Origin of the sequence: Sphingobacterium spiritivorum ATCC 33861, assembly GCF_000143765.1 — a bacterium.
In the GTDB taxonomy this organism is placed as follows: Bacteria; Bacteroidota; Bacteroidia; order Sphingobacteriales; family Sphingobacteriaceae; genus Sphingobacterium; species Sphingobacterium spiritivorum.
This window is the reverse complement of the sequence record NZ_GL379770.1, coordinates 1-23,180: the sequence shown is the minus strand read 5'-3', so window position 1 is coordinate 23,180 and position 23,180 is coordinate 1. Positions and strand designations below refer to the sequence as shown.

At 39.9% G+C, this 23,180-nt stretch carries 25 protein-coding genes; 16 read left to right on the top strand and 9 right to left on the bottom strand.

The genetic code is table 11. The features are described 5' to 3' along the window. Positions 1–4 precede the first annotated feature (4 nt). Genes gldC through HMPREF0766_RS00120 form a run of 3 tightly spaced genes read right to left on the bottom strand, consistent with a single transcriptional unit; the run spans position 5 to position 1,955 of the window. Entirely contained in the window at positions 5–355 is a 351-nt protein-coding gene (gene gldC / locus HMPREF0766_RS00130; RefSeq protein WP_002992666.1) for a gliding motility protein GldC, read from the bottom strand. Between the two features lie 5 nt (positions 356–360). Continuing rightward, positions 361–603, bottom strand: coding sequence for a hypothetical protein (locus HMPREF0766_RS00125; RefSeq protein WP_002992664.1), 243 nt, complete (start codon positions 601–603; stop codon positions 361–363). Further along, complete coding sequence (locus tag HMPREF0766_RS00120; protein WP_002992661.1) at positions 603–1,955, bottom strand: DEAD/DEAH box helicase; 1,353 nt, start codon at positions 1,953–1,955, stop codon at positions 603–605. The genes HMPREF0766_RS00125 and HMPREF0766_RS00120 overlap by 1 nt, the downstream gene beginning before the upstream one ends. Positions 1,956–2,171: 216 nt before the next feature. Between HMPREF0766_RS00120 and HMPREF0766_RS00115 the strand changes: the two genes are divergently transcribed. The 4 genes from HMPREF0766_RS00115 to HMPREF0766_RS00100 all read left to right on the top strand — a co-directional run bounded on the left by HMPREF0766_RS00115 (position 2,172) and on the right by HMPREF0766_RS00100 (position 5,765). Beyond that, complete coding sequence (locus HMPREF0766_RS00115; protein WP_002992658.1) at positions 2,172–4,310, top strand: S46 family peptidase; 2,139 nt, start codon at positions 2,172–2,174, stop codon at positions 4,308–4,310. Positions 4,311–4,434: 124 nt separating this feature from the next. Further along, a complete protein-coding gene (locus tag HMPREF0766_RS00110; protein WP_002992655.1) occupies positions 4,435–4,614 on the top strand; it encodes a hypothetical protein in 180 nt (59 codons plus the stop codon). An 82-nt stretch (positions 4,615–4,696) separates the two neighbouring features. Then, positions 4,697–4,987 (top strand): hypothetical protein, encoded by a 291-nt coding sequence (locus HMPREF0766_RS00105; RefSeq protein ID WP_002992652.1) that lies wholly within the window; start codon positions 4,697–4,699, stop codon positions 4,985–4,987. 88 nt (positions 4,988–5,075) lie between these two features. Beyond that, entirely contained in the window at positions 5,076–5,765 is a 690-nt protein-coding gene (locus HMPREF0766_RS00100; RefSeq protein ID WP_002992650.1) for a hypothetical protein, read from the top strand. A gap of 55 nt (positions 5,766–5,820) precedes the next feature. Here the strand turns inward: HMPREF0766_RS00100 and cysM are convergent, their stop codons facing one another. From cysM to HMPREF0766_RS00080, 4 genes are all read right to left on the bottom strand, one after another. Next, complete coding sequence (gene cysM / locus HMPREF0766_RS00095; RefSeq protein WP_002992647.1) at positions 5,821–6,693, bottom strand: cysteine synthase CysM; 873 nt, start codon at positions 6,691–6,693, stop codon at positions 5,821–5,823. 2 nt (positions 6,694–6,695) lie between these two features. Continuing rightward, positions 6,696–7,523, bottom strand: coding sequence for a serine O-acetyltransferase (locus HMPREF0766_RS00090; protein ID WP_002992644.1), 828 nt, complete (start codon positions 7,521–7,523; stop codon positions 6,696–6,698). 64 nt (positions 7,524–7,587) lie between these two features. Beyond that, positions 7,588–7,965 (bottom strand): DUF3037 domain-containing protein, encoded by a 378-nt coding sequence (locus HMPREF0766_RS00085; protein WP_002992641.1) that lies wholly within the window; start codon positions 7,963–7,965, stop codon positions 7,588–7,590. Beyond that, a complete protein-coding gene (locus tag HMPREF0766_RS00080) occupies positions 7,949–8,746 on the bottom strand; it encodes a HipA family kinase (protein WP_002992639.1) in 798 nt (265 codons plus the stop codon). Before HMPREF0766_RS00080 ends, HMPREF0766_RS00085 begins: the two co-directional genes overlap by 17 nt. A gap of 189 nt (positions 8,747–8,935) precedes the next feature. On the opposite strand from HMPREF0766_RS00080, the gene HMPREF0766_RS00070 reads away from it, so the two are divergent. The 8 genes from HMPREF0766_RS00070 to gldG all read left to right on the top strand — a co-directional run bounded on the left by HMPREF0766_RS00070 (position 8,936) and on the right by gldG (position 17,215). Next, positions 8,936–9,952, top strand: a complete 1,017-nt coding sequence (locus HMPREF0766_RS00070) for a hypothetical protein (protein WP_002992634.1) — start codon at positions 8,936–8,938, stop codon at positions 9,950–9,952. A gap of 153 nt (positions 9,953–10,105) precedes the next feature. Continuing rightward, positions 10,106–10,651 (top strand): DUF1599 domain-containing protein, encoded by a 546-nt coding sequence (locus HMPREF0766_RS00065; protein ID WP_002992633.1) that lies wholly within the window; start codon positions 10,106–10,108, stop codon positions 10,649–10,651. 7 nt (positions 10,652–10,658) lie between these two features. After that, positions 10,659–11,858 carry a BT_3928 family protein gene (locus tag HMPREF0766_RS00060; protein ID WP_002992631.1) on the top strand — a complete coding sequence of 400 codons (1,200 nt, stop codon included), beginning with the start codon at positions 10,659–10,661 and terminating at the stop codon, positions 11,856–11,858. Next, on the top strand, positions 11,858–12,391 hold the full coding sequence (locus tag HMPREF0766_RS00055) for a shikimate kinase (protein ID WP_002992629.1): 534 nt from the start codon (positions 11,858–11,860) through the stop codon (positions 12,389–12,391). Before HMPREF0766_RS00060 ends, HMPREF0766_RS00055 begins: the two co-directional genes overlap by 1 nt. After that, positions 12,388–13,332, top strand: a complete 945-nt coding sequence (locus tag HMPREF0766_RS00050) for a glycerophosphodiester phosphodiesterase family protein (RefSeq protein WP_002992627.1) — start codon at positions 12,388–12,390, stop codon at positions 13,330–13,332. Before HMPREF0766_RS00055 ends, HMPREF0766_RS00050 begins: the two co-directional genes overlap by 4 nt. A 9-nt stretch (positions 13,333–13,341) precedes the next feature. Then, entirely contained in the window at positions 13,342–14,049 is a 708-nt protein-coding gene (locus tag HMPREF0766_RS00045; protein ID WP_002992625.1) for an ATP-binding cassette domain-containing protein, read from the top strand. A 67-nt stretch (positions 14,050–14,116) separates the two neighbouring features. Next, positions 14,117–14,695, top strand: a complete 579-nt coding sequence (locus HMPREF0766_RS00040; protein WP_002992622.1) for a hypothetical protein — start codon at positions 14,117–14,119, stop codon at positions 14,693–14,695. A gap of 99 nt (positions 14,696–14,794) precedes the next feature. Then, on the top strand, positions 14,795–17,215 hold the full coding sequence (gldG, locus tag HMPREF0766_RS00035; protein WP_002992621.1) for a gliding motility-associated ABC transporter substrate-binding protein GldG: 2,421 nt from the start codon (positions 14,795–14,797) through the stop codon (positions 17,213–17,215). A 25-nt stretch (positions 17,216–17,240) separates the two neighbouring features. Here gldG and scpC read toward each other — a convergent pair whose 3' ends face one another. Then, positions 17,241–18,731 (bottom strand): succinyl-CoA:acetate CoA-transferase ScpC, encoded by a 1,491-nt coding sequence (gene scpC, locus HMPREF0766_RS00030; RefSeq protein WP_037459423.1) that lies wholly within the window; start codon positions 18,729–18,731, stop codon positions 17,241–17,243. Positions 18,732–19,089: 358 nt separating this feature from the next. On the opposite strand from scpC, the gene HMPREF0766_RS00025 reads away from it, so the two are divergent. Further along, complete coding sequence (locus tag HMPREF0766_RS00025; protein ID WP_002992616.1) at positions 19,090–19,902, top strand: helix-turn-helix transcriptional regulator; 813 nt, start codon at positions 19,090–19,092, stop codon at positions 19,900–19,902. 60 nt (positions 19,903–19,962) lie between these two features. Next, positions 19,963–20,814 carry a 3-keto-disaccharide hydrolase gene (locus HMPREF0766_RS00020; protein WP_002992615.1) on the top strand — a complete coding sequence of 284 codons (852 nt, stop codon included), beginning with the start codon at positions 19,963–19,965 and terminating at the stop codon, positions 20,812–20,814. 112 nt (positions 20,815–20,926) lie between these two features. Here HMPREF0766_RS00020 and rpsT read toward each other — a convergent pair whose 3' ends face one another. Then, a complete protein-coding gene (rpsT, locus tag HMPREF0766_RS00015; protein ID WP_002992614.1) occupies positions 20,927–21,181 on the bottom strand; it encodes a 30S ribosomal protein S20 in 255 nt (84 codons plus the stop codon). Positions 21,182–21,289: 108 nt separating this feature from the next. Here rpsT and HMPREF0766_RS00010 point away from each other — a divergent pair, with 108 nt between their 5' ends. Next, complete coding sequence (locus tag HMPREF0766_RS00010; protein WP_002992613.1) at positions 21,290–21,823, top strand: RNA methyltransferase; 534 nt, start codon at positions 21,290–21,292, stop codon at positions 21,821–21,823. An 82-nt stretch (positions 21,824–21,905) separates the two neighbouring features. Next, positions 21,906–22,778: a succinate--CoA ligase subunit alpha gene (gene sucD / locus HMPREF0766_RS00005; protein WP_002992612.1), complete on the top strand. Its 873-nt coding sequence runs from the start codon at positions 21,906–21,908 to the stop codon at positions 22,776–22,778. The last annotated feature ends 402 nt before the right edge of the window (positions 22,779–23,180 follow it).

Here is a 23,180-nt window from a genome sequence, read left to right as displayed (position 1 = left end):
TCTACTATTGTTGTTGTTCCAGAACTTCCATTTTCTCTGCAAAATGCGCGCAATAATCACGAAGATCACCGATCACTTTATCAGCCATAGGATCGCCGCCAGCCGAACGGATAAACGTATCTCCTAAAGTCTGCAAGGTCTCATAAAAGAAACGTTTCATTTCATCATATGGCATATCCTTGGTCCAAAGATCAATACGCATGGAGTTTTTATACTGCGCATCCCACAGTGCCAAAAACATGGCCTTAGCAGGAAGCTCATCTGAAGACTCACCATCACTGGATGTCCAATGAATAGTCTCAGGGACATTCTGTTCGTCTAGTTCTATCTGTAATTTAATTTCTGCCTTTTTCATATTCTTTATATTCTTATCAATACGGTGACAATACCTACCACCAAAATAAATCCTATTTCAAACATCCACACACGTTTCAGATCCTTTATCCACACTCTGAATAAAAGATCCACAACAGCCAGCACTACCACCAGCACTCCTAACCAGGGGATGGAGATCATCGCTGTTTCCGGATGTCCCAGTTCACTAAAAAACCAAACCAGAATACAGGCAAGCGTGATATTTAACGGTGTAAGTTTCAGTCCCATTATTTACTAGGCTTGAAAGCCTTTCCTTTTTTCTTTTTTCCTGTTGCTGTCGTCTTCTTTGCCCCTGTTTTCTTGACAGGCTTAGGTTTTCCGCCTCCATTGAGCATATATTTTTTCTCATGAAAGGCTCCTTTGAAATCAGGATCATCTTTTTTCTTCTGATTGTCGATTTCACGGGCAATAGCCTGACGTTCCTCAAAGCCTGTTTTTTCAACAAAAACTTCTTCAGGAATTTCGAGAACCGGAATCGATTGACGGATAAGTTTTTCGATCTTCCGAACATAATAATCTTCGGCAGGATTACTGAACGTGATTGCATCTCCTTCATTGAATGCACGTCCTGTACGTCCTATACGATGCACATAATCTTCAATAACTATAGGCACTTCAAAATTGATCACATGACTCACATTAGAAACGTCCAGCCCGCGTGCAGCTACATCTGTAGCAACCAGGATCCTGATATTACCTTCTTTAAATGCATTGATTGAATTGATACGTGTATTCTGCCCTTTGTTGGCATGAATCACTCTTACCTGCTCTGTACCATATTTGCGTTCCAGAAAGTGGAATACATTATCTGCTACTGTCTTTGTTTTACAGAATACAATAAGACGGTGAAAAGATTCATCATCCTTCAGAAGATGCTGTAAGAGATTGAGCTTTGTTTTTTGATTAGGCACTTTATAGACAGCCTGCTGTACTGTCTTAGCCGGAGTAGCCTGTTCTGTAACTTCTATTACTGTAGGAAAGGCCAGAAAATCTCCTGCAATTTTGCGGACAAGTTCACTCATTGTTGCTGAAAACAACAGATTTTGTCTTTTCCGGGGTACGACTTCCAGTATACGGTGAATCTTGGAGATAAACCCCATATCCATCATTTTATCGGCTTCGTCCATGACCAGAAATTTCAGTGACTTGACATTGATATGCCCTTCCAGATAAAGATCTAAAAACCTTCCAGGTGTAGCTACAATAATATCTACCCCTTTTTCCAGGTTTTCAATTTGCGTTTTAGGTCCCAGGCCACCATAAAGTACTACAGTACGCAGATCAAGATATTTTGAAAACAATTGTATATGTTCTTCGATCTGCATGGCCAACTCCCGCGTAGGAGATAAGATAAGCGCACGCATATCCTTACCTTGCGCATATTTCAGCTTCATCAACATAGGCAACACGAACGCGGCTGTTTTACCCGTTCCCGTCTGCGCTATCCCCATAATATCCTGCCCTGCAAGAACAGGGGTAATAGCCTTCTGCTGTATCTCCGTCGGAACGGAATAACCAGCTTCTGAGATAGCATTGAGGATCTGTTTATTGAACTTGAAATCTTCAAAAGAGTTTTGCATTTGGCAAAGATAGCGAAAAGCATTTATATGAAAAGGTCACATTACCATCAGATTTGACGGAGTAACTACACAATAAAGTACTACCACAGGCTACGGACAGTGATTTGAGAGCCGATATAAAACTCAGATTTTTCTGATTATGCAACCCTCAGATTTTGATTTACACCTATTTTAAAGCAACTTTGTCCTAGATATAAAAGAACTTAAAAGGTTGATATGAAAAAATTATGGATTTTCGTACTGCTATTTGCAGTAAGTCTAAGCTCATTTGCCGACGAGGGGATGTGGTTTTTAATGCACATCAAACGCCTGAATATGGCAGATATGCAGAAAAAAGGCTTAAAATTAACAGCTGAAGAAATTTACAGCATTAACAATTCCAGTCTTAAAGATGCGATCGTACAATTCAACGGAGGATGTACAGCAGAGATCGTGTCTAATCAGGGCCTGGTATTTACCAATCACCACTGTGGTTACGGTGCTATCGCTGAGCTGTCTACACCAGAGAATGACCACCTGACTAACGGTTTCTGGGCTAAAACAAAAGCGGAAGAATTAAAGCCTAAATCTTTATTTGTACGCTTTTTCGTACGCATGGATGATGTTTCAAAGCGTATTCTTGGTCTTGTAAATGATAAAATGACCGAAAAGGAACGTGAGAAAATCATTAATCAGGAGATTGCAAAAATCCAGACAGAAAACAGCGAAGGTGGTAAATATGTAGTATCTGTAAGATCTTTCTACAATGGAAATGAGTATTACTACTTCGTTTATCAGGATTATACAGATGTTCGTCTGGTAGGTACGCCTCCTAACAGCATAGGTAAATTCGGTGGCGATACAGATAACTGGGAATGGCCACGCCATACCGGGGATTTTTCTATCTTCCGTGTCTACGGAGACAAAGACGGTAATCCTGCACAGTATTCCAAAGAGAATGTTCCGTTGAAACCAAAACACTTTCTTCCTGTCAGTCTGAAAGGTTTTAAGGATAACGACTTTGCAATGATTCTGGGATATCCGGGCCGTACAAACAGATGGATGCCTTCAGCAGGTATTGAGCAAAATGTAAAATTTGCTTATCCGGCATGGGTGGAATCTTCAAAAACAGGTCTGGATGCCATGAAAAAATACATGGATCGGGATCAGGAAGTAAAAATCAACTATGCTTCCAAATACTCGGGTGTAGCCAACTACTGGAAAAACCGTCAGGGTATGATCGATGCACTGACCTTCCATAAGACAGCAGCTACAAAAGCAGTAGAAGAAGCTAAATTCAATAAATGGGCTAACAAAGCAGCTAATAAGGCTAAGTATGGGGATGTTATCAAAACCATCAACGATTATTACGCAGCTACTAATGAAAAAGCAAAACACGACAATTACCTTACCGGTATGATCCGTTCTTCAACTTTCGCTGCACTTCCGGCAAATCTGGGTGGAGGTCTTGCTCAATATGCAAAAGAAAATGAAGCAAAAAGAGCAGAGATGCTTCCTAAGCTAAATGCTTTCGTTCAGGATTCTTATGAAAAACTGTATCAGCCTCTGGAGATAGAAGTATTGACACAAGAACTTAATCTGTATGCTAAGAAAGGTGGCGCTATTGCTCCTTACATTGCAACATTAGCAAGCAAAAATGGCGGAGATTTCAGTAAGGATATAGAGCAGGCATTTGCGACAAGTATCTTTGCTTCATCTGAAAAAGTAAATGCTTTTCTTGCCAACCCTGATGCTGCAGCCGTTGCACAAGATCCGTTGTTCCTTATTTCTTCAGCTTTAATGACCAAATACCGTGAAGTATTACCGGGTCAGGAAGAAGCCGAAGGAAAATTCCAGGCCGCACACCGTAAATACATCGCCGGAGTACTGGAATCAAACCCAAAAGGAAAATATTATCCTGATGCGAACAGTACTTTACGTTTAACATATGGTTCGATAATGGCACTCCCTCCAAATGCAAAAAATGATGCAGCGGAAAATTACTATACCACACTAAAAGGAACGATTGCGAAGTACAAAAAAGGAGACGAAGAATTCGACCTTCCGCAGCGTCTGATTGATCTGTACAATACAAAAGACTTTGGTCGTTATGCAGACAAGAAAGGATACATGCCTGTTAATTTCCTGAGCAACAACGACATTACCGGAGGAAATTCAGGATCTCCTGTAATTAACGGCAATGGTGAATTAATTGGCCTGGCTTTTGATGGTAACATTGAAGCAATGGCCGGAGATGTGATCTTCGATCCAAAACTACAACGTACAATATCTGTAGACATCCGTTATGTATTATTTATCATTGATAAGTTTGCTGGAGCTACAAATATCATTGAAGAACTGAAAATTGTAGAATAACTGCTATTAAATAACTTTTTCAGCAAAAAAAGATGAAAAAATATTTATGCTTTCATTGCTTTTTGTATATTTATAACATCGTTTGAGGATTAATTAAAGAAAACTATAATTATATTAATTAAAAATGGAAAACTACACTAAATTAAAAGAGCTGGTAGCTTCAATCGAAGCAGATGCGGACAAATTTTTCAACAACGGAAACGCTGCTGCAGGTACGCGTGTACGTAAAGGTTTACAAGAAATCAAAACTTTAGCGCAAGACATCCGTAACGAAGTTACTGCTAAGAAAAACGACGGAAAATAATTTCAATTTTCGGAGATAGAAAATCCTTATCCTTTACGGGTAAGGATTTTTTATTTTAAACGAGTTTGTCTAATTTAATCCTATGAAACGTTCTACATTTGATGCGTCTCTGTTGCATCCTGAACCACCCGCAGATTTTTCTGTTCATCTTCAATCATTATGGTATGATGCTAAAGGGGATTGGCAGACCGCCCATGATCTTATAGATCAGTTACACGATACGGTATCCGCACATATACATGCTTATCTCCACCGCAAAGAAGGAGATCAATGGAATGCCAATTACTGGTATAACAGAGCAAAACAACCTGTTTTTTCCTCATCTCTGTCAGCAGAATGGGAGCATTTGTTCGATCTGTACGGCGGCAGATAGCAAGCTCAGATTCTTCATTCCCTTCTCTTCCGGCAAACAAAAGCATAGCTTCATTCGTATATTAATGGATAACCAATAACTATACGTCATGAGAACTTTGCTTTTTACACTTATCATTGCGCTATGTAGCCTGTCTCCTGTTTCTGCTCAGCAACCAACGTTAGAAGGGGCTTATCTATCAACAAAGGATGGCACTACGGAGCTCTGGTTATTTAAAGATCAGTATTGTACCTATACTCAATTCAGTGAAAATAATTTTGTTTACACATGGGGAGGGCCCATTCAGGCTGATAGCAAGGGAATACAGGTAGCGGTAGAATTTAATTCTCAGGATTCTGACAAAGTGGGTAGTAAGCAGCTATACAAATCAAAAATGACCGGAAATAAGTTGACGCTGAATGAGCAAACCTATACAAAAGCGGTCGGAAAACCCCAAAATTTGGATGGTTTATGGAGAATCACAGGCAGAAAAGAAGGAGAAAACATCAACAGCATTAAAAGAGGGGACCGCAAAACCATTAAAATATTGGTAGATGGTTATTTTCAGTGGATCGCTATCAATCCTGCTCAAAAAGGATTCTACGGCACAGGAGGTGGTAACTACTCTTTCCAGGATAACCAGTACACAGAAAAACTGCTATTTTTCTCCAGGGATAATAGCCGTGTGGGCGCTACGCTCAGCTTCCGGGGAGAAATAAAAGGTAATGACTGGCATCACAGCGGCAAAAGCTCAAAGGGTGATCCGATCTTTGAAATCTGGAGCAGAGAAACAGAATAAACCAAAAGCGCTGCCCGGTAAACGGACAGCGCTTTTAGATAAAACGTCATTTATTTTATCCGAATAGGTCAGAGCTCAGATACCGGTCTCCGCGATCACAGGCAATAAATACAATTACCCCTTCCTCAAGTTCATTAGCAACCTTGAGTGCTGCAGCAAAAGCACCCCCTGTACTCATTCCTGCAAATATTCCTTCTCTTTTTACAAGCTCACGGGCCATCTGTGTAGATTCAGCCTGTGAAATATCAATGACCCTGTCCACACGGGAAGCATCAAATATTTTAGGCAGATATTCCTGAGGCCACCTGCGAATACCGGGAATAGAAGATTCCTCCGTAGGCTGACAACCGACAATCTGTATATCTGCATTTTTCTCTTTCAGAAACATTGAATTTCCCATAATCGTGCCTGTCGTTCCCATTGCACTCACAAAGTGGGTAATCTTTCCTTCTGTATCTCGCCATATCTCTGGTCCGGTTGTCTTGATATGTGCTTTATAATTATCCGGATTCGCAAATTGATTAAGAATAAAATACTCACCTGAAGCCGCTTTATCCTCCGCATAATCCCTGCAAACCTCCATAGATTCCAGAAGTGTCACTTTAGCTCCAAAGGCTTCCATTGTGAGTGTCCGTTCACGAGTAGAAGTACTCGGCATCACCAATTCCAGACTTAAGCCATACATACCTGCAATCATAGCCAATGCAATACCAGTATTACCACTGGTCGCTTCTATAAGTTTGGACTCCCCTGTAATCTCACCCCGTTTCAGTGCCGAGCGGATCATATTCAATGCAGCCCTGTCTTTAACGGATCCGGCCGGATTATTTCCCTCCATTTTGGCGTAGATTTTTACCTTTGGATTGTTATGAAACTTGGTAATCTCGACTAAAGGTGTATTTCCTATGGTATCTATTATATTTCCCATAATTATGTAAGTGGTTTAGCGTCTATAAATTTAGAATTAGCCTGATGGTAGACGGTAGTGTATGGATCTATACTGGAAGTCAGCCATACATTACCTCCGATAATGGAATGGTGCCCGATAACGGTCTCCCCACCCAGAATCGTTGCTCCGGAATATATGATCACATGATCTTCTATGGTCGGATGACGTTTCAGATTAGCCATATTTTTTTCCACACTTAACGCGCCCAGAGTAACGCCTTGATACAGTTTGACATGATCTCCTATCACACTGGTCTCACCGATTACTAATCCCGTCCCATGATCGATATACAGATACTGTCCGATCGTCGCGCCCGGATGAATATCTATGCCAGTCTTGGAATGTGCATACTCCGTAAGAATCCGCGGGATCAGCGGTACACCTTGCTTATGAAGCTGGTTGGCTAACCGGAATACACTGATCGCCATAAATCCGGGGTATGTACGTATCACCTCACGAATACTTTTCGCAGCAGGATCTCCGGCTAAGATAGATCGTGCATCCGTCAGCATAATTTCATAGAGCCCGGGTAAACAGGTAAAAAACACACTTGAAATCTCCTGGTTATCACATTGTGAACAAGCCTTTGTACGGATCAAAAGATCAAAAAGTTCATTTTCAGATTGCTGAAAAGCAACTCTGATCTCTTCTACAGACTGGTAACTATTGGAGTTTCGCTCCGGAAAAAGCAGGTGTAAAAGATTCATGGCCCACTGGGCTATCCGTTTGTTAGAAGGCATATCCTGTACTTCCAGTTGTTTTGCATACAAATGGGTGTAGAAGCTTTCCATATTTTTATCAGCAGACATATTTTATTTTTTTGAACAAGTCAGCTATTTCCCATTATCAATGGTGAATACCTTCCATCTTGTCTCAGATTACTAGTTTTTCAAAAAGGTCCTGAAGTGTATCTGCAGGATTTTCCGTTAAGCCCGGATGTACAGGCGAGCACTGTATAAGTGTACTGCGTCGGGCGGTCAGCCATCGAAACCGTTCCGCCTGATCTAATTCAGCCAGTTTACCCCCATCGCTTGAACCATTACAGATCTGTTCAAATGAATGCAAATGCTGACGAATCATGGCAACATCCAAATCTCTGCACAATACACTGCATTTATCGTCATTCAATTGCCATAAAAATCCGGAATAGCGCGTCCTCTTAGAATACAATATCACACCGACATTGATAAACTCTTCCCTCTCCACTCTCGGTACGAGTCTCACTACAGCATATTCAAATACGTTCTTCACGTGCTTCTATAATTTGATTAACAAACAATTCTGAATGTGCCAGCCTGTTACATAAAAACTGAATATAGACAGAACGGGCATCCTCCGCACTCAACTCTCTTACTTCATCCTGCAGCCATTCATCCGGCACGACAGATAACACTTTACGGATGATTTCTTCAGTAAATAAAGGTTTGTATATCTCATCGGTCTTCTTTACCTCCGTCGCATATTTCAACAATACATGATCTTTAATCTGCACAAAAGGTTTTACGGATTGTTCCTCCCAATTGTCCCAGCTATGATGAAAATATAGCGAAGCACCATGATCAATCAGCCACAGTTCTTTGTGCCAGATCAGCATATTCGTATTCTTTACCGTACGGTCTACATTCATCAGCAACGCATCCAGCCAGACAATTTTTGAGGCTTCTTCACTACCTATATGATCTACATTAGCATCAAAGGTAATAGCTCCGTTCAGAAAATGTAAACCCAGATTTTTACCAACACTGAATTTGAGGAGATCCTGTATCTCTTCATCAGGTTCTGTACGACCGAAAGAATCATCCAGCTCAGCAAAGACAATTTCAGGAACACGAAGTCCCAGTAGCCGTGCCAGTTCACCTCCTATCAATTCAGCAATCAAAGCTTTACGCCCCTGCCCCGCTCCGCGAAATTTGATAACATAACTAAATCCGTCATCTGCATCTACAAGAGCCGGTAAAGATCCTCCTTCCCGGAAAGGTTGTACGTATCGGATAATGTTTACTTCACGGATATCCAATTCTTTAATATTCATCTGCAATTACTTATGTAATAAACGACCTTATATTTATACGCACTTCCCGCAGGAACTATGTATAGAAGGCTCATTTTGTAAATATCATAAAAATAAAACATAAGCGTAGTAAGAATTCTGCAGATTTGTCCCTCACCCCTCTTCATCGATTGTAAAAATCCGTACTTTAGATATAATAAACAGATCTTTATGAAATCCATAAATTATGCTTTCCTATTATTACTAAGTCTTTCAGGTAGTGTGGTCAGTGCTCAATCTAAAGAAGAGCTGAAGAAAAAATATGAAAACAGTGACCTTCATAAAGAAACAGAGAAGAAAATGAGAAATACACACAACTACCCCGATAGTGTTATTCTCCCACCTCTTCATTTTACTAATTCTTTTGTTCAGTTAGACAGCACTATAACGGATTTTCAGTCCTTCAGTATAGATGTAGATATCCTAAATGATATTCCGGACGAATATGCATTCTATATATCACCTTTCAATATTCAGCTAAATGGCATGCCTGTTTATGGAGGTATACAGACCCATTCTGATGGTTACAGCGTCAAAGATAATGTCTATCAGCAAATCGGACGCGGAGGAATATTCTCCCGCTGGTACGAACGCAGCAAAGAGGCAACAAATTCTGCCGGATACTACAATAGCAGTGATGGTGAAGGTGATTTTATAAGTGTGCGCAACAAACTAAACTGGAATAAAGGGAAGTACAGATTAAAGCTTACAAAAACAAAATACGAGAAAGGAAAAAGTATAGCTCCAGATTTCATTCCTAAGGATTTATATTTCTCCTGGGGAGATGTAGAGCATTCATGGGTAACCTATACAGTCGAAAACTTACAGACCCACCGCACAGACACTATAGGTTCATTGGCCTTTCCCGGCAAAAAAATCCGTATGGATAAAACTATCGTTTATTTCACGGAGCAATACCATAAATACTTTGATTTTGGAACTCCTGACCGACATTTAGGAGACAACTTTATCTACTACAAAGACATTCCTGTGATTGACATGACCCTCAGCAATCTGACCATCAACGGAAAGGTATTTATTCCTAAAGAAATCAAAACATACCACAACCGCACTCACCATCCGGATCAGGATCAAATCAAAATGCCTATGCCTGTACTCTCAAGAGACAAATACGACCCCGCAACAGGTGTATTGACCTATCGTATCGGAGAATTGGTCCATTGGTAGTCAAAAATATTACTGTTTTAATTCTATAGCATCATATTTTCCGGTAATATGATGCTATAATTACAAAGCCCGCCCCTGCTTTATCCGCAAATTTTACTTATTCTACTTATATTTGCTAGTCAACAAATTATTAAGAGCATACAATCACCGTTCATGGATACGATTCAAGAATATAACAGTGTTATCGAGCATTGTCAAAACCTTTTTATCAGGAAAACAAAAGATTATGGTACAGCATGGCGCATCATGCGGCTATCATCTATTACCGACCAAATTTATATTAAGGCTCAACGAATCCGTACATTGGAGGTAAAACAAGTTTCCAAAGTCGGAGAAGGTATTGCCGACGAATATATAGGTATCATTAATTACTGCGTTATAGCAATGCTGCAGATCGAATTGGGAGAAGATGGAGAGGAAAATCTCGATCCGACATTTGTGAATCAAAAATATAACGAAAAAGTAGAGCAAACGCGTGATCTGATGCTGGCCAAAAATCACGACTATGGTGAAGCCTGGCGCGATATGCGGATTTCTTCCCTGACTGATCTTATTCTGATGAAAATACATCGTGTCAAACAGATCGAAGACAACGGCGGACAAACTATCGTTTCGGAAGGAATCAATGCCAACTATCAAGATATGTTAAACTATGCCGTATTCGCCTTGATCAAAATGGGTTTGGCAACACAAAAATAAACCAGATATGCAAAGCACTTACATTCAACCTGCTAAACAAAAGACAAACTATCTGTTAGGATTTTCAAGAATCATCACCGGACTACTTTTTATCTTTTCGGGTCTGATAAAAGCCAATGACCCTACCGGATTCGGATATAAACTGGAAGAATACTTCCATGTGTTCAACATGAATTTTCTTAACGATTACAGTACCTATCTGGCTATCCTAATCTGTGGATTGGAAATTATTTTCGGTGCATTGTTATTATTAGGTTTCCATGGCCGCAAGGTTGCCTGGGGATTACTGATTCTTATTATTTTCTTCACATTCCTCACCTTCTATTCTGCCTTTTTTGAGGTAGTGACATCCTGCGGATGTTTTGGAGATGCTATTCCTTTGACGCCCTGGGAGTCCTTTTCCAAAGACCTCGTTTTACTGGCACTGATTCTGATCATCTTTATCTACCGCAAACAAATAAAACCTATTATTGCAGATCCTTTCACCAGTAACCTGCTGACAACAGCCATAGTCGTTATTTCCATGGGTATAGGTATATACACCACACATTACCTCCCTTTTATTGATTTTCTTCCTTACAAAAAAGGCAATAATATCCCTTCACTGATGGTCTTGCCTGAAGGTAAAGAAGGAGATGTATACGAGACCATCTATTCGATGAAAAATGTAAAAACCGGAGAGACAAAGGAAGTTACAGACAAAGTGTACATGTCCGAAAAAATATGGGAGGACAGTGATTGGGAAATTGTGGGAGATCCTAAAAGCAAACTTATCAAAAAAGGATACGCTATCCCGATTCCGGATCTGATGATTACAGATGTAGACGGAAATGACAAAACACAGGAAATTATCAGCAATCCTTACTACAACTTTGTGGTTGTCAGTAAAGATCTGACTAAAATGGGAAAAGGCGAACTGGAAGCATTGGGTAAAATCAATCAGACCGTCAAACAAATTGCAGAAGACTATAACCTTAGAGCCGTTTTGCTGACCGCGAGTTCTTCGACAGACGCTGATTACCTGAGTGAACATATGGATCTGATCTTTGAGATTTTTTATGCCGATCAGGTTCCGCTTAAAAGTATGGTCAGGTCTAATCCGGGAGTACTCCTTTTACAAAATGGGACAGTGATCAACAAATGGTCGCATAATAACTTTCCATCTGTCGAAAAATTAGAAAAAAAATATTTCAAGGAAGATAAATAATGAATTTGCCTGTTTTTTTAATCGGTTATATGGGAAGCGGTAAAACAACTATCGGTAAAAAGCTTGCCAATAAAATGAATGTACCGTTTATCGACCTTGACGAAGAGATAGTGAAACATATTGGTATGCCAATTGCTCAGTATTTTGAAACACACAGTGAAGAAGCTTTCCGAAATCTGGAACGTGAATTTTTGCAAAAGCAAGAAGGAGTCAGCGGTATCATTTCTACAGGAGGAGGCACCCCCTGTTTCCATGACAATATGAATTGGATCAACGAAAGAGGAATCTCTCTGTATCTGAAAATGACTCCAAAATCGCTCTGGGACAGATTATCCAAATCAGATGTAAAAAAACGGCCGATTCTGCTCGGGCTAAAGGGAGAAGAGCTGTATCAGTTCATTGAATCTAAACTTCAAGAAAGGGAGCCGTTTTATAATCAGGCTCATATTATCTTCGAAAAACTGGATCGGGATCTGGATGAAATCATTCAACTGATACATACACACAATAAAGAAAATAGTCCTGCTATATGAATAAAAGAATACTGATATTTCTACTCGGATTTATACTGTTTACAACTGTCAGCAGTTGCATAGAAATGGCTTCATCGAATAAGCCATCCCTGACTCAGGGTACCGTTTTTAAATTCAAATCCGTAGATGATTTATATCAGTTTCTGACTTATGATGAAAAAAGATATCCTCTTGTCAGTGCTCACCGCGGCGGACCATATCCGGGATATCCGGAAAATGCGATTGAGACCTTCGATTACATCGCCAGTAAACAACCTTCCATTATTGAATGTGATGTAAGACTGACTAAAGATTCTGCTCTGGTACTGATGCATGATGACAAACTGGATCGTACAACCAATGGCACAGGTAAGGTTAGTGATTATACTCTTGCTGAATTAAAAAAACTCAAGCTCAAAGACAACAACGGAAAGTTGACATTGTATAGGATTCCAACTTTAGAAGAAGCACTTGCATGGGGAATAGGAAAGGTAATTTACACCCTGGATGTAAAACAGGAAACACCCTATAGTCTGGTTATTAATGCAATCCGTAAGACCAGAGCTGAAGCGCATGTCATTATCATTACGTATAATCCAAATCAGGCAGACCGAATATTCAGTCTGGCTCCCGACCTTATGATTTCAGCCTCTATACGCAACTCAGGAGACCTCTTGCGTCTTAATGACCGGGATATACCAGACAACAGATTAGTAGCCTTTGTAGGCACCAGAGAGGCTGACAAAGGTCTTGTAGACCTCCTGCATGGTCATGGCATCCCAATTATCCTTGGCACTATGGGTAACCTCGATAAACAGGCAAAAGCAAATGGTAATCAGGTCTATGCAGAATACGTGGATAGAGGAGCAGACATATTAAGCACAGACAGACCATTAGAGGCAGGAAAATCACTGAAATATTACATCCTGAAAAGAGGAATAAAATCTCCGTTTATCAATTAAGCACCACACATGTCTATTGTACTCAGGCAAATTACCAAAACGTACCATCAGCAAAAAGCATTAGACGAAATTTCGTTTGATGTATCGTCCAATACTATAGTTGGTTTTCTGGGACCTAACGGAGCAGGAAAGTCAACTACTATGAAAATTATGACCGGACTGATCCCAGCCGATTCCGGCACAGTAGTTATCAACGGGCTTAATTTGAAAAATTCACACCGGGAGATCAAAAAATTGATTGGTTACCTTCCGGAGAATAACCCGCTGTATGGAGAAATGTATGTGCGTGAGATCCTTGCTTTCGAAGCAGGAGTACATCAGATCCCGAATAAGTCTCAGCGTATAGAAGAGGTCATGCACCTTACCGGCCTGGAAAGCGAACAACATAAAAAGGTACAACAACTCTCCAAAGGTTACAGACAACGTGTAGGATTGGCAATGGCTATTATCCATGATCCCCAGGTGCTCATTCTGGACGAACCGACGACCGGATTAGATCCTAATCAGATTCTCGAAATCAGAAGTCTTATCAAAACACTTGGAAAGGAAAAAACCGTTATATTCTCCACCCATATCATGCAGGAAGTAGAAGCGATTTGTGATGCTGTCATTATCCTAAAAAAAGGAAAAGTAATGGAAAATTTCCCATTAAAAGAATCAGACATAAAATACCCAGGTTTAACAATGGAAGATATTTTTGTTCAAATAACTAAATAAAATTCTTAAAACTTTCTTTCTGTTTGACTGTTATTACTATATTGAATATCAATAAACACAGGAAAACATGAAAAAATTATTTTTACCTTTTATTCTTTTATTGGGTACAGTTGGTGTTACTCAAGCTCAAAAAATCGAAACTAAGCCTCAGACATCAGCAGATGTAGGTATGAGACCGATTCAGACAGGCAACTGGATGGTAGGTGGTTCTATCGGAAGCCTGGGCTATAGTTTTGAAGGCAAATCTTTCAATGCAGCACTTAATCCTCGTGCAGGATATTTTGTATCTGATGGTATTGCTATTGGTGCTGAAGGTATGTTGGGACTGACTACCATTAAAGACGGAGAAAACGATTGGAGATATGGTATTGCTCCGTTCGTAAGATACTACTTCCCTGAGGGAGCTAGTTCTACAGGTCGCTTCTTTGGTCAGGGTTCTGTTGGTATTGCAGGCAGCTCATTAGGAGATGGTGCAACATTTACTGCAGGAGCTAACCTTGGATACGCACATTTTATTACACAAACAGTGGCTTTGGAAGCAACGTTTGGATACAATTACTCCAAAGCAAATGTGAGCGGTGCTGATAAATCTACCGGCCTTGGTTTTGGTGTAGGTTTCCAGATTTATCTTCCGGGAAAAAGATAGTTTTAACTTAATCCATTAAGAAAGTACCGGTTGATCAGCCGGTAATTTCTTGTTTTACCGCCTTCTATTTGCTATTTTCGAAGCAAAAAACAAGACATTTTGCTTAGTATTTATAAAAAAGAGGTATCCTCGTATTTCAATGCACTTATCGGATATCTTGCCATAGGCTTATTTCTCTTAGTTACCGGTTTATTGTTTTGGGTATTCCCGGAAACCAGTATTCTTGACAATGGCTATGCTACCCTGGAAGGTTTTTTTTCGCTTACACCTTACCTCTTTATATTTCTTATACCTGCCGTTACAATGCGGTCTATTGCCGGAGAAAAGGCGGATGGTACATATGACCTTCTTCTAAGTCGTCCGGTTACAGTAAGACAGATTGTTCTGGGTAAGTTTTTAGGTGGTATTACCATCACCACATTAGCAATTTTGCCAACTATTATCTATGCTATTTCCGTTTACTTTTTAGCAAACCCTACCGGCAATATAGATATCGGTGCGACTGTTGGTTCATATATCGGATTAATACTTTTAGGGATTGGATTTGTTGCTATAGGACTCTTTTGTTCCTCCCTTTCAAAAAATGCAATTGTTTCATTTTTACTGGCTGTCTTTTGTAGTTTCATTGCGTTTTATGGTTTTAATGCTGTCAGCCAGTTAAGTGCCCTTAATTCTTATGAGACGTTTGTCAAAAACATCGGATTTCAGGAACATTATCTGGCTATCAGCCGCGGTGTACTTACACTATCTGATTTTCTGTATTTTATTTCTGTACCCCTGTTCTTTTTAGTATTGACCGTAGGACATCTCCGTCGTCGATTCAATCCAAGAAAGAAGACCTTTACCTATTATGGAGCCACCATAGCTATTGTCATTCTTCTCAATTCAGGACTTCTGAATTCAGGGTTTGACCGTATTGATTTCACAGCAGACAAGCGGTTTACCCTGACTGATACATCCAAAAACATTGTCAAGAAATTAGATAAAGACATATATATTACCATCTTTCTTGATGGAGAATTACCCAGTGGATTTGACCGCCTGAAAAAAGCAGCTATTGATATGGCATCAGACTTACGCTCTTATTCCAATGGCAGGATTAAATTCAATATATTAAATCCATTGACAGGTACGCCTGCGGAACAACAGGAATTTACACAGGCATTGGTCGGAAGAGGATTATACCCCACCAATCTCAGTGTAAAATCAGAATCCGGATTCAATCAAAAAATGATTTTCCCCGGCGCCATTATTTCTACCGAGGACCGGGAAATTGCGCTCAATCTCCTGCAGAACAGAAGCAGTGCAAGTCCGGAACAGATCCTGAATAATTCTATTCAAAATCTGGAATATGCCTTTATATCCGCTATTACTAAAGTTACAAAAAAGGATTTTCCATACATAGGATTTACAGAAGGACATGGGGAAGCCACAGACCTGCAATTGTATGATGCCATGCATTCACTTATGAACGGGAATGAGGTTGGACGTATCCTTCTGGACTCCCTCGATTATGAAGGTCTGAAAAAGCTGGATATCATGGTCATTGCCAAACCGGTTAAAGCATTTTCAGAAAGTGACAAATACAAGATAGATTATTTTATAAGAAATGGTGGAAATGTCATATGGGCAATCGATCAGATAGATGCAAGTCTGGATCAACTTAGAGCAACAGGAGAACAGCCCATAATAGGACGACAACTCAATCTGGACGATCAGCTCTTCCTGTATGGCTTACGTTTTAATTATAACCTTGTAGCAGATATGAACTGCGGACAGATTCCAATCAGTGTAGGCAATGTTGGCGGACAATCTCAAATAGAGCTCGCTCCCTGGTTATTTTATCCTATTCTTATGCCGGTATCCACGAATCCTATTGTTAAAAACCTGGACGGAATACGTACCGAATTCACAGGAACTATAGATACTATTGAAGCAAATGGCATTAAAAAAGAAATCATACTCCAATCCTCTCCCTTTACACGTATACTCAGCACCCCGGCCACAATATCATTGCAAATGGTAGAAGAACAGCCAGATCCTGCACGCTTCAAAAGCAATCCGGCTACCGTAGCCGTGTTGCTACAGGGGAAATTTCCTTATATTTTTGGAAATCGCCCGGCTCCGGCAGGAATTCAAAATCCTGCAGACTTGTCTTCGGTATCTAAGCCCGCAAAAATGCTGGCTATTGCAGATGGTGACTGGCTCATCAATCAGGTTAACGCATCGGATCAATCTCCTTTCCCACTGGGATGGGATCGCTATACCAATCAACAGTTTGCAAATAAAGCATTTCTGGAAAATGCTGTGGACTATTTATTAAATGATACCTCTCTGATATCACTCCGCAACAGGGAGGTCAAACTGCGTATGCTGGATCAGGCGCTTGTTCGGAAAGATAAATTGCAATGGCAGTTTATAAATGTAGTATTACCCGTTGTAATTCTGTTTTTGGCAGGATTGCTGCAACAGCTGTTACGAAAAAGAAAGTATACAAAAAAAGCCGCCCCTGGTATTTAGTGACGGCTGTATATTTAGTTCATTATTATTTCTTCATGGTACCGGTCTCGCTGAGACGGATATGCCAGCTGAAAGCCTCTTCCAGCAAGTGAGGAGTATGACCTCCTCTTTCCTTTGCGCGGTCAAAATACGACTGCAATTCTTCTCTGAAATCAGGATGTACACAATTGTCTATAATAACCTGTGCCCGTTCACGGGGAGCCAATCCTCTTAGATCTGCAAGACCTATATCGGTCACCAGTATATCCACATCATGTTCTGTATGATCCACATGCGATACCATTGGCAACACATGAGAAATAGCATTCTCTTTGGAGGCTGCCTGCGTCACAAAAATACTTAGGAAAGCATTACGTGCAAAATCTCCGGAACCGCCAATACCATTCATAATCTTCGTACCACTGATATGTGTAGAGTTAACATTACCATAGATATCAAACTCTATTGCAGTGTTGATTGCGATTACTCCGAGACGACGAATCAATCCGGGAGTATTGGAAATATTCTGCGGTCTCAGCACAATACGATCTCTGTATTTTTGCAGGTTATCAAATACCCTGCTGTAACATTCTTTGGAAACAGTGATAGAAGAAGCTGAAGCAAATGATAATTTACCGGAATCAATAAGATCAAAAGCACTGTCCTGCAATACTTCCGAAAACATAGTCAGATCGTAAAAATTGCTATCCTTAAAACCTGTTAATACAGCATTTGCTACTTTTCCGATACCAGCCTGCAAAGGAAGTAAACGGTCTGTCAAATGGCCTAATTTCACCTCATTTTCAAAGAATGCCATAATATGATTGGCAATAGCTGTAGTCTTCACATCAGGTTCGGCAATATCTGCCGGGCTGTCTACAATATCTGTAAATACGATAGCTGCGATTTTGTCAGGATTAATCGGAATCGTCTTTCTTCCAATTTTATTCCAGGGAGCTACAATTGGAATCACATTACGATATGGATAATCTTCTGCCTGATAGATGTCATGAATACCTAATACATCCAACGGAACAGCAGTATTGATTTCTAAAATAACTTTATTCGCCAAAGCTGCAAACGTAGCCGAATTACCTACCGATGTAGTAGGGACAAGACTTCCGTCACGATCGATATAAGCAACTTCAAGAACAGCAATGTCGACAGGAGGAAGATTTTTATTATGTAAAAGCTCTGCACTTTCGCTCAAATGCTGATCTATAAAAAGAACTTCACCATCATTTATCTTTTTACGCAACACACGATCTACCTGAAAAGGCATTCTTTTCTTCAGTGCCCCTGCTTCAGCCAGTTTGCCATCCGTATCATGACCAAGTGAAGCTCCGGTCATTAATGTAATCTTTATTTTCTCCTTCTGCGCCCGCTCTGCTAAGGCTGGCAATACCACTTTACTATCTCCGGCTTTTGTAAAACCACTGGAACCTACAACCATATTATCTTCGAAGAGAAGAGCTGCCTCAGCAGCACTGACTACTTTATCTTTAAGACTTTCTAACCGAATTCTTTCCTCTGTCATATTTATAAATAAAAACTTATCAAACCTCATTTACAACCCGCTCATAAAGAGCACAGACAATATTAACCATTTATTTATTTGGCATTTTATTGCGTTTTGCCACAAAATTATCCAATAAAGACGATATATTTGTAAATATTTATGAATCAGTGATTAATATCATTTTATTAACTTCTTTTTTACCGGAATAAGACATTTTTATCTGTGTAAAATATTGATAGTATGACCGTTATAATCAAGAGGACAATCCTCAGAAATGAGTATCAACTAACTTTTGAGCAGTTTACAGGTAAGTACAGACTTACTTTTATACATTATAATTGTTAATCAAGGATTTAATCATTAAAATTTCTCCAAGATGGAAGCCAAATATGTAGATCGGTATTACATGACAGAAGTAGATGCATTTGAAGACAGCATCTATTGTCATCATAAAGTGATGGGTGAAAGCTTTATTGCTGAACATATGCATCAAAAAGGGCAGTTTCTATATACTGAAGGGGGAGTTGTATTTCTGAAGACACCAGATAAATCCTTTTTTCTTCCGGCACGTCATTACATCTGGATACCATCCGGTATGAAACACAGCATTCATCCCAGCAGTCCTGAAGTGATTATGCGAAATCTGTATTTTCCCAAATTTGAAACAGATACAGATTTTTTCGATAAGATCAACATCTATCCCGTAAACGATCTGCTGATTGAACTGATCATGTTTACTAACAGATGGAATGGTAATATCTTTCCCGTTGAAGAGCCTAAGTACTCTATTGCCAAAGCATTCAAACTAATTCTGCCGGAATTGTCTCAGACAGAACTTCCTCTGGCTTTGCCTTATCCCAGTCATACCAAATTAAAGGATATTATTACTTATCTGGATAGCAGAATTGAAGAAAACGTAAGTTTTAAAGATGTAGCCAAACAGTTTGACATCAGCGAACGTACGCTTGCCCGTCTCTTCCAAAAAGAACTTAATATGTCCTTCATACAATACTATACCATTCTAAGGATGTTAAAGGCACTGAAATTGTTACTGGATGAAAAATTAACGGTCAATGAAGTGGCTCTCAAAGTCGGATACAGCAGCCTTCCTACTTTCAGCAATACCTTTAATAAAATAGTGGGATTGCGCCCAAGTGAATATGTCAAGCACAAAAACCATTTGCTGTAAGCCTGGCCTCTGCTTCCTGTTATTTTTTCACTATCTTTAGCGAAAGACACAAACCATACTATGAAACTAAAGAATGCATTTGCAGCTCTAAGCATAGGAGTTTTATTATTCTCCTCTGCTCCCTTAGCTGCACAAACTGTAAAGACTCCAAAACCTATCCAGTTATTCAACGGAAAAGACATGAAAAACTGGATCATTAAGATCCGTCAACACGAAGTAGGCGATAATTATGCGAATACATTCAGAGTTGAAGACGGGCTCCTAAAAGTAAGATATGATGGTTATAAATCCTTTGACAAACAATATGGTCATATTGCCTACGACAAACCATTCAGTGCTTACGTCCTGCGGGTACAATACCGCTTCGTAGGGGAACAGGCGCCGGAGGGTGAAGGTTGGGCATGGCGTAACAGCGGGGCAATGCTGCATGGTCAGGATCCGCGTACAATGTTGAAAAATCAGGACTTTCCGATATCCATTGAAGGACAATTGTTAGGTGGAGACGGAAAAAATGAACGTACAACAAGCAACCTGTGTACACCTGGTACCAATGTCGTTATGAATGAGAAATTATTCACTCCACACTGTATCAGTTCTAAATCCAAAACTTACCACGGAGATCAATGGGTAACAGCAGACTTTGTGGTATTAGGAGATTCTGTTATTCAGCATATCCTGGAAGGTCAGGTAGTATTGGAGTATAATAAACCGCAGATCGGAGGAGGAAGTGTATCTGATTATGATCCGGCTCAGAAAAAAGACGGGCAGTTGCTGAAGCAGGGATATATTTCTCTTCAGAGTGAAAGTCACCCTATAGATTTCAAAAAGGTCGAATTATATAATCTGGAGCCTTACATGAAAGATCCTAAAAAACTGGATAAGATCGTACAACAAATCATTAAACAGAAATAAAACAGAGGGCCTGATTAGCTATAATCAGGCCCTCTGTCGTATCGCAACGAGAAAAGGGATACATTATTCATGTATCCCTACTATATCGCTTTTAAACAGGTCTAACGAGGAATTAACCTAATTTGTTAACCAATTTAGTCAATTTCGATTTGTTGTTAGCAGCTTTTTTCTTGTGAATTACGTTTTTCTTAGCCAAACGATCCAACATAGAAATTACACGAGGTAATAAAGTTTTAGCTTCTTCTGCTGAAGTAGTGTTACGTAATTTTTTGATTGCGTTACGAGTCGTTTTTGCTTGGTAACGGTTTCTCAAACGCTTAGTTGCATTTGCTCTAATTCTTTTGATCGCTGATTTATGATTTGCCATTTCTATTAGCTAAATTTATTTCTTTACTTAAATTTCGGACTGCAAAAATAACCCATATTTTTCATATATCAAAATCTAAATTAAAGTTTTGCTTGCTTATCTTTGCATATGCAAAAATTATCCATGGACCAATTGCAGCGTCCTGATGTCGAAACGTTTAAAAAGCAATCTAAAATACCGGTTGTACTGGTATTGGATAATGTAAGAAGTATGCACAACGTAGGCTCAGCCTTTCGTACTTCAGATGCTTTCGCAGTCGAAAAAATTATTTTGGGAGGTATCACCGGTACTCCTCCTCATCGTGAAATAGAAAAAACAGCACTGGGTGCCACTTCATCTGTAGATTGGGAACATGCTCCTGATTTAGTCAGCAGACTTCAGAAATTAAAAGCGGAAGGATATCAGATACTGGCAATCGAACAGGCTGAAGGTAGTGTGATGCTACATCAGTTTGAACCCTCATCAGATCAGAAATATGCCTTTGTCTTTGGCAATGAAGTACACGGTGTAGATGAAGAAATCATGAAGATCTCGGACGGATGTCTGGAGATTCCTCAATTCGGCACCAAGCATTCTTTTAATATTTCTGTCACAATCGGTATCGTCTTATGGGATTTTGTTGTAAAAAACAGATTTAATTGAAAAATAGTTCAGAAGTTCGCTATTTAAACTTTTAGATATCATCGCAAAACAGTAGATTTGTGATGCAAAAAACAAGACAAAAATGAGTGTACTAGTTAATAAAGATTCAAAAGTTATCGTACAAGGCTTTACAGGAACAGAAGGTACTTATCACGCTACTCAAATGATTGAGTATGGCACAAATGTCGTAGGTGGTGTAACACCCGGCAAAGGTGGTCAGCAACATTTGGACCGTCCGGTATTCAACACTGTTCAGGATGCTGTAGACAAAACCGGTGCTAACGTATCTATCATCTTCGTACCACCGGCATTTGCTGCTGATGCGATTATGGAAGCTGCTGCTGCAGGTATCGAAGTAATCGTTTGTATTACTGAAGGTATTCCTACAAAAGATATGATTCAGGTTAAATCTTACCTGAGCGACAAAAACTCTCGTTTGATCGGTCCAAATTGTCCAGGTATTATTACTGCAGATGAAGCTAAAATTGGTATCATGCCAGGCTTTATTTTCAAAAAAGGTAATGTAGGTATCGTTTCAAAATCTGGAACATTAACATACGAAGCAGTGGATCAGACTGTGAAAGCAGGATTAGGAATTACCACAGCTATCGGTATCGGTGGTGACCCTATTATTGGTACAACTACTAAAGAGGCTGTAGAATTGTTAATGAATGACCCTGAGACTAAAGGTATCATCATGATTGGTGAGATCGGTGGTGGTATGGAAGCTGAAGCTGCTCGTTGGATCAAAGAACACGGTACAAAACCTGTTGTTGGTTTTATCGCAGGTCAGACAGCGCCTCCGGGACGTCGTATGGGACACGCCGGTGCTATCGTAGGTGGTGCAGATGATACTGCTGCTGCTAAAATGAAAATCATGGCAGAATGTGGAATTCGTGTTGTAGAATCCCCTGCTGAAATCGGAAAAGCAATCGCTGAAGAATTAGCTAAATAAGCCTTCTTACTGAAATATTTAAAAGCCGGAGTAGTTTACTCCGGCTTTTTTATTATCCCCCCCTATACCATTAGTTTCACTATTATGTGCCTGACATAAGCAAGTTCCTTGTGCCTGTATCGTATTGCCAGTGGGGATACCGGCAAATGCAGTTGACGTGTCTGTTAGTGTGCTCACCAACAACATAGAAGTGGAGTAGCCTAAAAAGTAACAGAACTGTATACTTAGAATATCGGTTCTCAACCTCTCTCCCGATAAACGGGATCTCTCCTTGAAAAGGAGAGAATTAATCTGGTTAGTCGTTGTTATTTGGATGGCGCAAGCATGAGCGCAGCGATGTTTGTGCCTGGATCATATTGCCGGTGGGGACAGCAGCAAATGCAGTTGATGCGTCCGTTGGTG

Excerpts from the sequence above, each read along its gene's own strand:
- gldC (WP_002992666.1), bottom strand. The coding sequence starts at position 355 with ATGAAAAAGGCAGAAATTAAATTACAGATAGAACTAGACGAACAGAAT.
- HMPREF0766_RS00080 (WP_002992639.1), bottom strand. The coding sequence starts at position 8,746 with ATGAATATTAAAGAATTGGATATCCGTGAAGTAAACATTATCCGATAC.
- HMPREF0766_RS00105 (WP_002992652.1), top strand. The coding sequence starts at position 4,697 with ATGAAACGTTCTACATTTGATGCGTCTCTGTTGCATCCTGAACCACCC.
- HMPREF0766_RS00100 (WP_002992650.1), top strand. The coding sequence starts at position 5,076 with ATGAGAACTTTGCTTTTTACACTTATCATTGCGCTATGTAGCCTGTCT.
- HMPREF0766_RS00090 (WP_002992644.1), bottom strand. The coding sequence starts at position 7,523 with ATGTCTGCTGATAAAAATATGGAAAGCTTCTACACCCATTTGTATGCA.
- HMPREF0766_RS00120 (WP_002992661.1), bottom strand. The coding sequence starts at position 1,955 with ATGCAAAACTCTTTTGAAGATTTCAAGTTCAATAAACAGATCCTCAAT.
- HMPREF0766_RS00125 (WP_002992664.1), bottom strand. The coding sequence starts at position 603 with ATGGGACTGAAACTTACACCGTTAAATATCACGCTTGCCTGTATTCTG.
- HMPREF0766_RS00070 (WP_002992634.1), top strand. The coding sequence starts at position 8,936 with ATGAAATCCATAAATTATGCTTTCCTATTATTACTAAGTCTTTCAGGT.
- HMPREF0766_RS00040 (WP_002992622.1), top strand. The coding sequence starts at position 14,117 with ATGAAAAAATTATTTTTACCTTTTATTCTTTTATTGGGTACAGTTGGT.
- HMPREF0766_RS00045 (WP_002992625.1), top strand. The coding sequence starts at position 13,342 with ATGTCTATTGTACTCAGGCAAATTACCAAAACGTACCATCAGCAAAAA.
- scpC (WP_037459423.1), bottom strand. The coding sequence starts at position 18,731 with ATGACAGAGGAAAGAATTCGGTTAGAAAGTCTTAAAGATAAAGTAGTC.
- HMPREF0766_RS00060 (WP_002992631.1), top strand. The coding sequence starts at position 10,659 with ATGCAAAGCACTTACATTCAACCTGCTAAACAAAAGACAAACTATCTG.
- HMPREF0766_RS00025 (WP_002992616.1), top strand. The coding sequence starts at position 19,090 with ATGGAAGCCAAATATGTAGATCGGTATTACATGACAGAAGTAGATGCA.
- HMPREF0766_RS00115 (WP_002992658.1), top strand. The coding sequence starts at position 2,172 with ATGAAAAAATTATGGATTTTCGTACTGCTATTTGCAGTAAGTCTAAGC.
- HMPREF0766_RS00050 (WP_002992627.1), top strand. The coding sequence starts at position 12,388 with ATGAATAAAAGAATACTGATATTTCTACTCGGATTTATACTGTTTACA.
- HMPREF0766_RS00055 (WP_002992629.1), top strand. The coding sequence starts at position 11,858 with ATGAATTTGCCTGTTTTTTTAATCGGTTATATGGGAAGCGGTAAAACA.
- sucD (WP_002992612.1), top strand. The coding sequence starts at position 21,906 with ATGAGTGTACTAGTTAATAAAGATTCAAAAGTTATCGTACAAGGCTTT.
- HMPREF0766_RS00110 (WP_002992655.1), top strand. The coding sequence starts at position 4,435 with ATGGAAAACTACACTAAATTAAAAGAGCTGGTAGCTTCAATCGAAGCA.
- HMPREF0766_RS00020 (WP_002992615.1), top strand. The coding sequence starts at position 19,963 with ATGAAACTAAAGAATGCATTTGCAGCTCTAAGCATAGGAGTTTTATTA.
- cysM (WP_002992647.1), bottom strand. The coding sequence starts at position 6,693 with ATGGGAAATATAATAGATACCATAGGAAATACACCTTTAGTCGAGATT.
- HMPREF0766_RS00065 (WP_002992633.1), top strand. The coding sequence starts at position 10,106 with ATGGATACGATTCAAGAATATAACAGTGTTATCGAGCATTGTCAAAAC.
- HMPREF0766_RS00010 (WP_002992613.1), top strand. The coding sequence starts at position 21,290 with ATGCAAAAATTATCCATGGACCAATTGCAGCGTCCTGATGTCGAAACG.
- rpsT (WP_002992614.1), bottom strand. The coding sequence starts at position 21,181 with ATGGCAAATCATAAATCAGCGATCAAAAGAATTAGAGCAAATGCAACT.